The sequence below is a fragment of the Lentzea sp. HUAS TT2 genome, assembly GCF_051853195.1.
Taxonomy (GTDB): domain Bacteria; phylum Actinomycetota; class Actinomycetes; order Mycobacteriales; family Pseudonocardiaceae; genus Lentzea.
Genome location: NZ_CP196667.1, coordinates 8171636 through 8184664 on the forward strand (window position 1 = coordinate 8171636; position 13029 = coordinate 8184664).

Sequence of the window (13029 nt, forward strand, 5' to 3'; positions counted from 1 at the left end):
CCCGCGAGCACGTCGAGCGGACAGCGCGGGGCCGCAATGCTCGAAGGACCCCAGATGAGGAGCCAACCGTGCCGGTCATGAACGTAGCCAGGTTCGAGCACTTCTTCCGCACCGCGGCGGGCCTCGACGTCGACAAGGACGACCTCAAGCGCTACAACGACTTCCTCGACCAGCAGCTGCGGGACATGTACCTGATGGCAGGCATCACGGCGAAGACGAACGCCCGCGACGTGGTGCAGGCCTACGACTTCCCGATCACCAAGGGCCTGCAGGAACGCATGCGCGAGTTCGACAAGCTCTTCGCCGAACTCGAGGACGCCCTGGACACGATGGCGCCGCACCCACCGGACATCACCCTCTCCGACGAGGCCGAGGCCCACGTGCCGCACATCGCCGGCGGGATCAGCATCGGTCTGGCCCGCACCTTCAAGATCATCGAACCCACCCTGGTCAACCCGCAGACCAAGCACTGGGAATCGGCGTTCCGTCTGTTCGACCTTCTTCTGTGACCGTCGTCGACGCTGCAGGATTGACGGGTCAGGTGCGAAGATCCAGCCGCCTGCCATTCAGATGCGTCGCTGCGACACAAGCATAAACAGCGTTCCCCTCGTGGCTGGGCAACCCGGCCGCCTCAGCCCCGCCGCGACGTTGCTGGGACACCACCTGCGCTCTGCCGTACACGGTGACCGAGCGTCCCGTCAGCGCACCCTCGACGAAGTCATCGGCCTGAAACGCGACGAACTCGACCCCCGCCGGCAACAACTTCGCCGCGGTGACCTGGTCGAGGCTGACCATGACCACCTTGTTGCGCACGACGAACCGCACGAGCTGAGCCACCGGCAAACCAGCCGAGCTGTACAACAACCGCCCCAGGCTGACACGGTCCAGCACGTCCCAACACTCACTGTTGGTGAGTTCGCATGCAACCGTCACCGCACATCACGCTTTCACTCGTCCAAATACACCGGGATGTTCTGCCTCGCCAAGCCTTCTCAGCGTCCTTGAACCGGCCGCAGCGCCGAGCCCAGCCGCGACCGGCACGGCCGCCTCCGCGACCCGCGAACTGCGGACGATCCCCAGATTCGCCGCCGGCATCTCAAGAGCGACGCTCGGACGGAACCCGGTGGCGCCCACGACTCCAGCAGCACAACGCGACCAGCAAGTCGGCGTCGACCAGGCCACCTGACCGACGAACCGCTCGCGAAACGCGCCGCGGACGCCGGCAGACACCGCGCCCACCCCTTCCGCACGCCCAAGATCCACAAGCTCAGTTAACCGCCACCGCCCAACTGACACTATCCGCCTGGCGAGTCGTGGCTGTCCGTTCCAGGTCACCTGTGGTCAGGGTGCGAACGAAGGTTTCGAGCATCACGACCTGATGTTCTGCAACCGCCGGCTCATCCGCGGCCCCGGATGACGTGTGACGCCTCAGAGTTACTTGCGAGTCACCTGGTGCGGTTTCATTCTCCCAATTGATACTCGGCATTCAGATCACCCAGGACACCTGATCGAACTACCTGAATCAGCCCTCTAATCTGACGGCAATCTATCCATGACCACATGAACACACAAACCACGCACGCTTGCTACATACGAGCATCCAAGTCTCGGACACGGAATTACCCCACGGAGGCGATTTTCCCGTGGGGTAATTGCTTTACATAGACACTTCCGGTGTCCCCGATCCCCACGTCGAGAACACCACCACCACCACCACAGAACCGACACCCTCGATCAACTCATCCGACACCGCCCGCTGCCACGCTCGAGAAGTCTGCGGATCCTGGTACTCACTCGTCGACATCCGGCCATAGAACGCGAACCGCACACCCGCCTCGGGCACCGGCGCTGACACTGGTCGGCGGCCTGCCAACACAGCCAGCAATTCAACGTTCGTCAGCGCAGTCATCATCGGCTCCTCAAGTCAGAGCCGAGACCTCAACGCCGCAGGCGCGTGACGAGCCCCGGCTCACGTCCACCCAAACAGCGCAGTCCGTCATTTCCGGACTGTTCTTCGCCGACGTCGGGCACGAGGTCCCGACCGCACTGATGGCCAGCCTGGTCACCGGCACCCTCGCGCCCGCCTCAGCGCTCGGGCTGACCGAGGGCATCTGCAACGGATGGGCGGCGCAGGCCGGTTTGTCGGCGGTCCTCTGGCCGACGACGTCGGGCGACACCGCGCCTGGCGGTCAGCGGCTACACCGCCACTGGCGTGCTGTCCTCGCTGATCGGCACCTGTCGGTGTACTGCGTTGTTTGCTCAGCCGTGTACGGGTGACGAACGTGCCCAGCATCGTCGTTCGAACAATCACCCTCCGGACGGCGCCCTGTGAGCCGACGCCGCCAGCGTCCCCTCATGCCGAGTTGCGGACGGGACACGGGTATTCCGCGCGATGCGCAGGAGGAGTTTGGGGATGGCAGATCAGGCCAGGACGATGCGCTCGATGATGTCTCGAATGGCATGCTGCCCGGATGCGACAGATCACCGTGCTGGGCAGTTGTGGCGCATTCCCCGAGCCTGGGCGAGCATGCAGCGGGTTTCTGGTGGACTGGGACGGATACCGGCTAGTGCTCGATCTCGGGTACGCCACGCTGCCTCGTCTGCTGGCCTGCTGCCCAGACGGCGCGGTGGACGCTGTGGTCATCACCCACGAGCATCCCGATCACTGCATCGACTTGCACGGCCTGTTCCGCATGCGCCTCTACGGCGGTCCACGCGAACCGAAGGTGCCGCTGTACTGCCCGCCCGGTGTTCTCGCCCGGCTCAGCGGCCTGGAACCGGATGTGGACCTGCACGCGGTCTTCGAGGTGCACCCCCTGCCCGGCTCCTACCGTGTCGGCCCGTTCACCCTGACCGGTGTGCCGCTTCCGCACTACGTACCCAACGCCGGCGTCCGACTGCAGGCCGACGGAATGACCCTCGCCTACACCGGAGACACCGGTCCCGATCCGTTGCTGGCCGAACTCGGCCGAGACGCCGACCTGTTCATCGTCGAGGCCACCGATCGCGACGGCGAGGCCAGCCAGCCGGTGCGCAACCTGATGACCTCGGCTGAGGCGGGTCGATGGGCCCAGCTCGCGGGCGCGCGCCGGCTTCTGCTCACCCACTTCTGGCCGGGCAACGATCGGGCCGCCTCAGTGACCGCCGCGCGGGTCGGGTTCGGTGGCGATGTGCTGGCAGCGGAGGAAGATCTCGTTATCCCCCTCACCATCGACTGAACACCGACCTCGGTCGACAGCACTTCTCCCGGCCGCCGCTCGTTCAGTACGCCACGAGCGGGCTTCAGCTCAACCAGAACATCCGCACATGCCACTGATCGTGTGCCGAGCAGAGACGCGCTCATGCCGATGAGCGGACGATGTGGGTGCTCGGTTCGCGTTCAGGAGTCCAGGCCGAGCACCAGCTGCGGGGCCGGGATGGTGTGGTCGTCGCGGACAGGCCGCACCGCCGTCCCCACAGCGAAGAACTCCGTGACGTGACCGGACCAACTGTGGTTGTGCTGCAACAACTGCACGCCGACGATGCCCTCCGCCCCGAGCGCCGCCGCCTCCGCCTGCATCCGTTCCATGGCGAGTTCCCTGGCCGTGTAGAGGCCTTGGGTGAACGCGGGCAGCTCGGCGTTGCGGCCCACGTTCCTCGTGACGGCACCGATCTTCCGATGCGCGACGTGGTAGACGCACGTGCCCATCACCAGGCCGGACGGCGCGTACCCGGCCTGCAGCAACGTCCAGAAGTCCTGCCCTGACAGGTCCGAGGTGAACGGCTTTCCCGCGTGGTTGCGCCAGTTCCCGCCGTCCTCCGCCTTCACCGCGGTGCCGATCGCGCTGAACTCGGCGACGTGCGTCCCCCACTCCTTGAGCTCGACCTTGAGCCGCACACCGACGATGCCGTCCGCGCCGAGCACCTCCGCCTCGGCCTGCATGCGGGTCATCGCGAGCTCCCGCGCGTGGTACATCGCCTGCGAGAGCACGTCGAGCTCCTGGTTGGCGTTCCAGCGCCGGAACTGCGTGCCCACGTGGTAGATCGACACGCCGAGCACCAGCCCCAGCGGCCGGAAACCCGCCTGCCGCACCAGCAGGAACTCGTTGACCGACAGGTCGGACGTGAAGATCCCCTTGCCTCCGGGCTGGAGCTGGCGGAGTCTCTTCATCGCCTCGGTGGACAGCTCGACGCTCATCGGGTTCCCCCTTCGTGCAACGGCATGATGGCCATCGGCGGGCGCGAGACCAGCCGGAACCGCGCGATCGCCGTGCCGACGATCAGCACCCGCGCTTCGACGTCGGTGCCGTGTTCACCGCTTCCGCACTCCTCGTTGCCGACCCAGGTGCTCATGTCCTGGACGACGACTTCCTCCGCGCTCTGGCGAAGCGCATCGTCGTGGAACGCGCGCCGTGCGGTCACCATCGCGTGGGCGAGTGTGTCGGTGTGCTCGGGTTGTTCGTCTACCTGCGGAAGTCTCCTGCCGAGGTGGCCGCGGACCGTGGCCGGCCCGACCACGACTCCCGCCGGCACCCATCCCGCGGCCATGAGAACAGCGAACTCCCCGGCCTCGACATGTGCGGTGAACGGCAGTGCCGGGTGCATTTCGCCGTCCGCGCGCACAGCCGTGCCCGATGCGGTGAACTCGACCAGGCGCCCCAGCTTCTGCTGTGCCAGGCGCACGCCGATCACGCCGTCGCCGCCCAAGACCCCGCAGTGCTCCCTCAACCGGGCGAGTGCCGACGTCCAGCCCTGGTACCGCAGCGCGCCCGCGGCCGTGTCGGGGTAGACCTCGAAGCCGTCGCGGTTCCGCCCGCACCGCGGCCGCGGAGCCCTCGCTTCGAACACCGAGGTGCCGCTTGCCGGGCCGAGCGGGGTGAAGCCGACCGGCCTCAGTGCCGCGATCTCCTTCACGGCAGATCCGGCAACGTGATGCGGCGCAACAGTTCCGCGGCCTCGGCGTGGTGCGCGGCGTACGACGTCAACGCGCCCGCGAGCTCACGGGACCACGCGTCGATCCTGACCTCCGAGGTGCTCAGCACGATACCGCGCGACTCGTGGACGATCTGCGCACCCACCTCGGCGCCGACCGCCTCCCTGCGCAACGTGAACCGGCGGTCCCCCACCCGCACGGTCACGGCGAGCACCGCGCCGTTGCCCCGCCGCAGCACACCGTTCTTCCGCCGTACCTCGACCATGTCCGGCGGCAACGCCTCGGACAGCGTGTTCACCATGAAGCCCGCGTACAGCGCCAGGTCTGCACTGCAGGCCCGCAGGCCAGCTGCGAGCGTTTCCACGTCCAAGTCCGGCAACCTGCCCCCCAAGCGCGGATCGATGTCCCCAGATCGTATCCATCACCACGCCACTGGAGACATCACCCAGTAGCCGCAGGCGTGGTGGCCGAAGCGGACACCGCGCCGGGCGACGTGAACACCTCGCTCGCACTCTCACGAACATCCGCTCATGCCGCAGCGGGTGTGATCGAGTAGCTGACACATGAGGCTTCGCCTGTCCTCGAGGTATGACTCAACCGGATGCGTCGTCTCTTGATGTTGTGTTGCGGTTAGCGGCTTCCGCCTTCCTCGGCCGCTACACCGGTGTCTCGCGGGTGCACTCGGAGTCGGATCTGCGTTTGTTCTTCGCCTGGTGCGCCGAACGTGATCTCCCACCGCTGGCCGCCCAGCGAGCGCAGATCGAGTTGTACGTGCGCTGGATGCAGGAAGTGCGCCGGTTCAAGCCCTCCACGGTCTCGCGTCGCATGGCTGTCGTGACCGGGTTCTACTGGACCTGTGTGATCGACACGGTGCTCGAGCACTCACCCGCCGACTACGTCCGCCGGCCACGAGTCCCTAATGAATCACCCGTACTCGGGCTGTCGCACCTGCAGTTCGAGGCGCTGCTCGCGGCCGCACGCGAGTCGACAAACCAGTTCGACTTTGCGTTGATCGCGATGCTTGGACTGTTAGGCCTGCGCATCTCCGAAGCCACCCGCGCCGATGCCGACGATCTCGGCGAAGAACACGGCCACCGTGTGCTGCTTGTGCACGGCAAAGGCGGCAAGGAGACCCTCGTGCCTCTGCCTCCCGCGGTCGGACGGGCCATCGACCGCGCCGTTGACAACCGTTCCGCGGGGCCGATCCTGCTTAACCTGCGCGCCAGGCGAATGGATCGACACTGCGCCACTCGCCGGCTACGAAGGCTGGCCGAGGCCGCCATCGTGCGGCTGCCTCCACTGCATCCACACCTACTCCGGCATACCTATGTCACCACCATGCTCGACGCCGGAGTCGACCTCCGCGACGTCCAAATCGCCGCCCGGCACGCCGACCCACGCACCACCATGCGATACGACCGCGCCCGCAAGAACCTCGACCGCCACCCCAACTACATCCTCGCCGCCTACATGGCCTCAGCCACCTGACAACGCACCCGCAACGAACCGAGTCTTCATGTCGCAGGCGCCCACGATGGCGGCCACACTGGCAAAACCAGGAAGGAGTGACCGAGGATGATCGTCCGAGGATGAGCAACGGATCGCCGCGACTCTCCTGCGCGGGCTACGGCTCTCCGCTGCGGATCGAGACCAGCACTTCCGACGCGAATGGACATCCGTCCAGATCGACCTCGGCCCCTACGGCGTCACCACAGTGGCCCTGTCCGCCTCGTTCTGGCGAACCTGCACAGAACTGCGAAGCGCAGACGTAGGCCACTGGCTTATCACCCAACAGCTTGCGCCGTGGCCGAAGGGGGCACCCCCGCACCTCAACCTCGAACACCTCGGAGACGCCCGATTCCGGCTCACCCACCCAAGCTAGACACGCGCTAGACGAACATCCGACCATGCCGATGAGCGTGCGTCGACGACAGCGGAAATGGACTGCACGAAGACGACTCCGTGCTTAGGCTCAGCAAGCCCCGTCGACTGAATCCGACAGGTCCACAATCCATGGGAGAAAAAACCACGTGTCTGACGACCTGTCGGTGCTGTGGCAACAGCAGTGGCCCCATTGTCCTCCGCTGGCCGACAACTTGAAGCACGTCTACCGGGACCGGTGGGTGCGCTTCCACAGCCTGCCGGAATCCAAGCGCTATCCCGATGACAGCTCCGAGTACGACATCGTGCTCCACCGCTACAACACGGTCCTGGACGAACTGTTCCGCGGGCAAGAGGTCCGGATCGTCACAGCCACCTGGTCGGACGGCCCCGAGCCTCAGGCGCTGCCCGAACGTCACTCGCGCTGGCATCCCGACGCGGGTCACTGGACGTCCTTGCGCACCGACGAGGACGAAACGGATCCGGACTTCATCACCTACATCCACCTACACGCAAGCCGCGTGTCCTGGCGACGTGGTCTGGCGGACGACCTGCTCCGCGCCGTGGCCGACGATCTCACCGCAGGAGTGATGATCACCAGCCTGACCTTCGACCGGATCCACCACCCCTACGACGGAGGCGCCGACATCCTCTTGCCCACGACTGTCGACCGCGACGCTGTGAAACACCGTCACACCGACTGGCTCTCACTCCATCCCAGCGGCTTCTGAACGTCCGGGGTCCGCGCCGAGAAGATACGCGCGGCGCCCTCGCGAACGGCTGGCCAGTCCGTGTCGGGGACGCGGCGCATGGCGGCCGCCAGGGATCCTGAACGATGCCGGTGTTCGTGGCGGAGTTGCTCGAGGTCGACTCGGATGTCCGCAGCCAGCCCGCCGGCCTCGATCTCGGCGATGCGCTGGTCCATAGCGGCAATCAGTTCCCGGTCGAACTCCTCCACGGCTCGCAGGAACGTCTCGGTGTCGACAGTTGTCCGCCCCCGCCTCGGCACGGTGCAATCAAGTCCGTTCTCGGCGTGGTGCCGCCAGTCGACGGTGATCGTGTCCCGGTCGGTGACCGATCGCCACCACAGGATGTACGGAGAGGCGACGAGGTAACTCGTGTTCATGAAATGGCTGCTGTACCAGTCGAGAGCCGTTTCCGCGTCGTCGGCATGCGCCCCGTACCACGCGTCCTGATCACTGGTCATGAGGTGGACGAGATCCGCGGGCACCGGTTCCAGCAGAGCCGGCAGCACTTCCTGGATGTCCTCCCACAATCGGACGACGTAGTACTCGACCGGTGAGGGCTGTTCCCTGTCGGCGTTCGCCGGGTGGTGGAACAACCGGTGCCCGTCCGCTTCGATCCAGTACCAGCCGTCCGTCAAGGCGAACCAGTGCAGGATGCGATCACCCCAGGGCTCCACATCGGCCAACGGTCTGAGACGGAATCGAAAACGGATCACGCTCGCAGTGTGCTTGCGGTCTTGGACGGCTGTCGAGCACTTTGCCTCTGATGCACTCCCATGCCGCAGGTCGCTCGCTCATGCCGATGTAGGTGGGTCCCGGTGACGGATCACCGGGACCCACCCGGCCGCCGGCGTCAGCGGTCCATCAGAACGAAGACACCCCAGCCGAGGTATTCGCGCTGGTATCGCGCGTGGCGTGCCGGAGCGGCGGTGAGTTCCGCGCGCATCTGCCCGGCCAGCTCGTCGTCGGGATTCTCGTCCAGCCAGCGGCGGGTGTTGAGCCATTGCGCCGCGACGTACCTGTCCCAGCTGTCCTGGTCGGCCAGGACCATCTCCACGACGTCACATCCCAGCTCCCCGAACTGTTCCAGCAGTTCCGGGAGGACGCGGAAGTCGTCCTCGCCGGTGGCGTGACAGCCTTCGACGGTGGCCTGGTCCAGGGGTTCCCTGCGCCAGTACGGTTCGCCGATCAACATCATGCCGCCGGGGCGCAGGCTGCGCCGGAGCAGGTCGACGGTGCCGGCGACGCCACCTCCGATCCAGGTAGCACCGACACACGCCGCGACGTCGACAGGGTCGTCGGCAACGTGGTTCGACGCGTCACCATGGGTGAAGGTGACCTGGTCGGCGACCTCCAGTTCGGTCGCTCGCTCCCTGGCCGCGGCCAGGAACACGGTGCTGATGTCGACGCCTGCTCCGGTGATGCGGTGATCGCGGGCCCAGGTGCACAGCAGTTCGCCAGAGCCACAGGCCAGGTCCAGCATCCGGGTGCCGGGTGGTGGGTTCAGCGCCTCGCCCAGGGTGGCCAGTTTCCGGCTGGTGAGCGGGTTGTGGATGCGGTGGCTGCTCTCGCGGATGGTGAAGCTACGGGGTAGGTCCACTTCGGAGATTCCTCACGTCCGAGGGGTGGTTCGCAGTGGTCAGCGCTGAGTCGGCCGTCGACGGCCGGGCCACCCGGACATTCATGGAATGCACCTCTTCGGACGGAAGGTCACGCGGTTCGGCGGAAGGCTAGGTGGGTCGCACGCGCCGGTCCACCGGTTATCTCGGCGACCCCGGACCTCGGTGAACGCCGCGATACATCGCGCTGCTCAACGAGTGGACGTGGTCTCTCGGGGACGGCGGGCGGCGGCTGCGGCCACGGTCACCAGGTCCTCGCTCGAGAATCCTGCGCGACTCAGCACCGCCAGGGATTTGTTCGTTGCCAACGTGCACAACGCCAACTCCTCCGCCTCCTGGTCGTCGACCCCCGCCGCCAGCAACGCCTGCTCCAGCATCGCCCGCACACCGTCGATCATGGCGCGGACCATCGCCTGGCTGTCCGCGTCGAGGGCGGGGAACTGCGTTGCCGACACCGTGAGCAGGCAGCCGTCCGGTACCGCCGGGTCGGCGATGCGGTTCAGGGTGACCTGCAGGTAGGCGGTCACAACGGCGCTCGGGTTCGAGTGGGGGCCAGAGAGTGCATGCTCGTACTGCGGGTGGTAGGTCTCCGCGTACCGCTGGAGGCTCTTCCGGAAGAGGGCGCTCTTGTCGCCGAAGGTGGCGTAGAGCGAGCTCCGGCCCAGGCCCGTGCCCTCGGTCAGGCGATCGATCGAGGCCTCCGAGTAGCCCCAGCGCCAGAAGACGTGCATCGCCCGTCGCAACGCCTCGTCCACGTCGAACTGCTTGCGGCCCACCATGGTTCGTGAGCGTACACATCTTGTACCGATCGTTTCAATATGTGTAGGGTCCCCCGGCATGACAAGTTGCACTGATCGTTCCAAGATGAATGCGGCCGACGGCACGACGAGCTTGGGGTCACTGCGGCTGCCCGACGGGTTCACCGACGTCTTCACCAGCCGGCTCGTCCAACTGGACGGGCTGCGTCTGCACGCGGTCACCGGTGGGGACGGGCCGCCGCTGCTGCTGGTCGGCGGGTGGCCGCAGACCTGGTACGCCTGGCGGGAAGTGATGCCCGCACTCGCCCGCGAGCACACCGTCATCGCCGTCGACTCGCGCGGGGCCGGGCTCTCCGACAAGCCCGACGACGGATACGACGCCGGCACGCTGGCCGCCGATCTGGTCGCGTTGATGGCCGCGCTCGGGCACGACCGGTTCGACGTGGTCGGCCACGACATCGGCATGTGGACCGGGTACGCCCTCGCCGCCGATCACCCCGGGCGAGTGGGCCGACTCGTCGTCGTCGACGCCATCATCCCCGGCCTCACGCCGACCCCGTCCGTCTTCAGCCCCGCCGCGGTCAACCAGCGACTATGGCACTTCGGCTTCAACCGGCTCACCGACCTCAACGAGGAACTGGTCCAGGGGCGGGAGCAGCTCTTCTTCGGCCACCAGTTCGCCAAGAAGGCGGCCACGCCGGACGCGATCCCCGCGCACGCCGTCGACGTCTACGTCGACGCGATCGTCGCGGATCCCCGCGGGCTGCGGGCGAGCTTCGGGTACTACCGGGCGCTGGACGAGACGATCGCGCAGAACGAACAGCGCGGCAAGACCCGGCTGACGCTGCCGGTGCTCGCCATCGGTGGCGCGCAATACAGCGGTGCGCTGGTCGCCGAGACGATGCGACTGGCTGCCGACGACGTCACCGGGGCGGTCGTCGACGACTGCGGCCACTACGTCGCCGAGGAACAGCCGGCGCGGTTCATCGAGATCCTGGAGGACTTCCTCGGTGACAACCCGACGGCAGGCGAGACACACGGCTGAGCTCTCGCTGCCCTTGCCGTGGCGGGATCTTCACGCCATCGGCGTCTCAGACCGGGGTGCAGTGCAACGTCGGCGCGGCCGCTCTGCCCGTGGCCTGAAACCCGAACGTGGTGCTGCCGCCCGCACCTACGGAGCCGTTCCACCCGGCGTCCGCGGCGACCACACGGGCGCCGTCCTGCTTCAGGGTGGTGCCCCACGAGTTCGTGACCTGCTGGCCGCCGGGCCACGTCCAGTCGACCCGCCACCCGGCCATCGCCGTGCGGCGCTCGTTGGTGACGGTCACCGTCGCGACGTGGCCGGTGCCCCAGTCGCCGTTGACGTGCAGGCTCGCCGAACACCCCGCGGGCGGCAGCACCAGCAGCGTGATGGAGTTCGCCGGATACGTCGCGTCGGCACGACCGTCGCTCACCGGGAGGTCGGCGCCGCGCACGATGGCGCCCAGGTTCGCGGGGCCGTAGGTGAACCGTTGCGCCGCAGCGGTTGCGTCGAACCCGGCCGTCGACAGCGGCGAGGTCAGGTCCTCGCCGGTCTTGTTGACGACCATGACGGTCAGGGCGTCGTCGGACGAGCGCTGTGCCGCGTACACCGCGAGCCGGCCCTGGTCTGCGGAGGTCGCCGACACGCTGACGTCACCGAACCGGCTGCCCGCACCGTCGTAGTTGCGGTACATCCGGAACGCGTACGCGCCCGGATCGGCCGGCTTGGGCTCGCCCCACATCGTGGCGAGGTCGAGACCTTCACGGCCGAAGATGCCGAGGACGTCGGCCTGCGTCAGCGCGCCGTTGATGTCGTCCAGCGCGCCCCAGTTGTACTCGGTGATCGCGGTCTTGGTGCCGGGGTTGTACTGGTCGATCCACGACTTCATCGTGCGGATGAACTGCAGCGGCGGCGCGTTGACCCCGCCGGGGCCGATCCAGGACTCCTCGACGTAGGTGGGGTCCCACAACGACCTCGTGGACCGAAGCCGCAGCGCGTTGGACTCCGGGTCCTTGCCGCCGCCGATCTGCGGGTAGTAGTGCTGGTCGAAGTAGTCGAGGAAACGCTTACCCCCGTGGGCGTCGCTGTAGTCCTTCATGTTCTTCAGGTACCACTGCGAGAGGTTGAGCCCTCCGTGCGCAGCGGAGTCGGCGCCGGGCCCGCAACCGTCCACACCGGACGCGACCCACTCGCAGTAGCCCCAGCCGGACGGGCCGAGGACCGCGGCACCGGGGTCGGCGGCCTTGATCGCCGCGGCGGTCGCCGTGCCCTTGCTCCCCAGTTCGTCGTACGAGACCAGCTCGGGGTGCACGTCACGATGCGTGTGGGCCCACAGCACCGGTTCGTTGTCGAGCTCGTAGATCGGCACGCCACCCTGTGCCGCCGTGCCGAACCTGATCACGAGGTGCGACACCATCTCGCCGGCGAACGCCTCGTCGGCCCTGACCGAGGTGTCCGCCGGCACGCCGGTGAGGTTCGCCCCGTCGAGCAAACCGTTGCCGCAGTTGGGGTCCCACTCGTCGAAGCCGTCCTGCCGCGGGTACCTGGTCGCCGGGAAACCGCACGCGAACGGGTGCGACGACGGCGAGTCCTTGGCCACCCAGCCGACCATGGGCACGGTGACGACCGGCTTGATGCCGCGGTCGAGGTTGGACCCGACCATCCACTCGAGGGTGTGCTGCTCGTCGGCGACGATGTTCTCGAAGTACCAGTCGCTACCGGTGTTGTACGTGTGGTTCTTGAAGTTGTAGCGGCTGGAAGCGTTGCCGCCCCAGCGCGCCACCGTCTGGCCGATCTCGGCGTTGAACGCCGGATCGCCACCGTTCAGGCCGTAGATGCCGGGACTGATCGCGTGCCGGGCTGCGGACACGTCCACCGACAGCTCGGGCCCGGCGGCCGCCGCCGTGGCGCTCGGGGCCGCCTGGACCGTGAACGTCGCGGCCACGAGCAACGCCGCCGAGCCCGTGGCCGTGATCGAACGCGCTTTCCCCCGTTGCCGCATCCACAGGACGGTCGCGGGAAACGAACAAAGCGTCAAGGACGAACAGGTCGAATCGACGGCGTTCGAGTCGAAGACCGAATTCGGATGAAT

15 protein-coding genes are annotated in these 13029 nt (G+C 67.2%); 6 read left to right on the forward strand and 9 right to left on the reverse strand.

What is annotated here, in order from left to right:
• Nucleotides 1-77: 77 nt before the first annotated feature.
• The gene (locus tag ACSHWB_RS38940; protein WP_439658319.1) at nt 78-509 is read left to right on the forward strand and encodes a DUF1931 family protein; all 432 of its coding nucleotides are present in this window, start codon (nt 78-80) and stop codon (nt 507-509) included.
• 28 nt (nt 510-537) lie between these two features.
• Here the strand turns inward: ACSHWB_RS38940 and ACSHWB_RS38945 are convergent, their stop codons facing one another.
• Entirely contained in the window at nt 538-933 is a 396-nt protein-coding gene (locus ACSHWB_RS38945) for a pyridoxamine 5'-phosphate oxidase family protein (RefSeq protein ID WP_439658320.1), read from the reverse strand.
• A gap of 724 nt (nt 934-1657) precedes the next feature.
• Complete coding sequence (locus ACSHWB_RS38950; protein WP_439658321.1) at nt 1658-1912, reverse strand: hypothetical protein; 255 nt, start codon at nt 1910-1912, stop codon at nt 1658-1660.
• Nucleotides 1913-2049: 137 nt separating this feature from the next.
• Between ACSHWB_RS38950 and ACSHWB_RS38955 the strand changes: the two genes are divergently transcribed.
• The gene (locus ACSHWB_RS38955; protein WP_439658322.1) at nt 2050-2277 is read left to right on the forward strand and encodes a hypothetical protein; all 228 of its coding nucleotides are present in this window, start codon (nt 2050-2052) and stop codon (nt 2275-2277) included.
• A gap of 194 nt (nt 2278-2471) precedes the next feature.
• Nucleotides 2472-3218 carry an MBL fold metallo-hydrolase gene (locus ACSHWB_RS38960; protein ID WP_439658323.1) on the forward strand — a complete coding sequence of 249 codons (747 nt, stop codon included), beginning with the start codon at nt 2472-2474 and terminating at the stop codon, nt 3216-3218.
• A 161-nt stretch (nt 3219-3379) separates the two neighbouring features.
• Here ACSHWB_RS38960 and ACSHWB_RS38965 read toward each other — a convergent pair whose 3' ends face one another.
• From ACSHWB_RS38965 to ACSHWB_RS38975, 3 genes are read right to left on the reverse strand one after another with little or no spacing between them, the layout of a single operon-like run.
• Nucleotides 3380-4177, reverse strand: coding sequence for a heavy metal-binding domain-containing protein (locus ACSHWB_RS38965; RefSeq protein ID WP_439657756.1), 798 nt, complete (start codon nt 4175-4177; stop codon nt 3380-3382).
• Nucleotides 4174-4893: a heavy metal-binding domain-containing protein gene (locus tag ACSHWB_RS38970; RefSeq protein WP_439657755.1), complete on the reverse strand. Its 720-nt coding sequence runs from the start codon at nt 4891-4893 to the stop codon at nt 4174-4176. Before ACSHWB_RS38970 ends, ACSHWB_RS38965 begins: the two co-directional genes overlap by 4 nt.
• The gene (locus ACSHWB_RS38975; RefSeq protein ID WP_439657754.1) at nt 4890-5276 is read right to left on the reverse strand and encodes a hypothetical protein; all 387 of its coding nucleotides are present in this window, start codon (nt 5274-5276) and stop codon (nt 4890-4892) included. Before ACSHWB_RS38975 ends, ACSHWB_RS38970 begins: the two co-directional genes overlap by 4 nt.
• 224 nt (nt 5277-5500) lie before the next feature.
• Here ACSHWB_RS38975 and ACSHWB_RS38980 point away from each other — a divergent pair, with 224 nt between their 5' ends.
• Together ACSHWB_RS38980 and ACSHWB_RS38985 are read left to right on the forward strand one after the other, a co-directional pair.
• On the forward strand, nt 5501-6400 hold the full coding sequence (locus ACSHWB_RS38980; RefSeq protein WP_439658324.1) for a tyrosine-type recombinase/integrase: 900 nt from the start codon (nt 5501-5503) through the stop codon (nt 6398-6400).
• 542 nt (nt 6401-6942) lie between these two features.
• Nucleotides 6943-7524, forward strand: a complete 582-nt coding sequence (locus tag ACSHWB_RS38985; protein WP_439658325.1) for a DUF3885 domain-containing protein — start codon at nt 6943-6945, stop codon at nt 7522-7524.
• Here ACSHWB_RS38985 and ACSHWB_RS38990 read toward each other — a convergent pair.
• The 3 genes from ACSHWB_RS38990 to ACSHWB_RS39000 form a co-directional block, all read right to left on the reverse strand.
• Nucleotides 7485-8255, reverse strand: coding sequence for a DUF5984 family protein (locus ACSHWB_RS38990; protein WP_439658326.1), 771 nt, complete (start codon nt 8253-8255; stop codon nt 7485-7487). The two genes, ACSHWB_RS38985 and ACSHWB_RS38990, sit on opposite strands and share 40 nt — an antisense overlap.
• Before the next feature lie 137 nt (nt 8256-8392).
• Complete coding sequence (locus tag ACSHWB_RS38995; protein WP_439658327.1) at nt 8393-9139, reverse strand: SAM-dependent methyltransferase; 747 nt, start codon at nt 9137-9139, stop codon at nt 8393-8395.
• Nucleotides 9140-9349: 210 nt separating this feature from the next.
• The gene (locus ACSHWB_RS39000; protein ID WP_439658328.1) at nt 9350-9937 is read right to left on the reverse strand and encodes a TetR/AcrR family transcriptional regulator; all 588 of its coding nucleotides are present in this window, start codon (nt 9935-9937) and stop codon (nt 9350-9352) included.
• Between the two features lie 85 nt (nt 9938-10022).
• On the opposite strand from ACSHWB_RS39000, the gene ACSHWB_RS39005 reads away from it, so the two are divergent.
• Nucleotides 10023-10961: an alpha/beta fold hydrolase gene (locus tag ACSHWB_RS39005; protein WP_439658329.1), complete on the forward strand. Its 939-nt coding sequence runs from the start codon at nt 10023-10025 to the stop codon at nt 10959-10961.
• Nucleotides 10962-11007: 46 nt separating this feature from the next.
• On the opposite strand, the gene ACSHWB_RS39010 is transcribed toward ACSHWB_RS39005, so the two are convergent.
• Nucleotides 11008-12939 (reverse strand): glycoside hydrolase family 44 protein, encoded by a 1932-nt coding sequence (locus ACSHWB_RS39010; RefSeq protein ID WP_439658330.1) that lies wholly within the window; start codon nt 12937-12939, stop codon nt 11008-11010.
• Nucleotides 12940-13029: the final 90 nt, after the last annotated feature.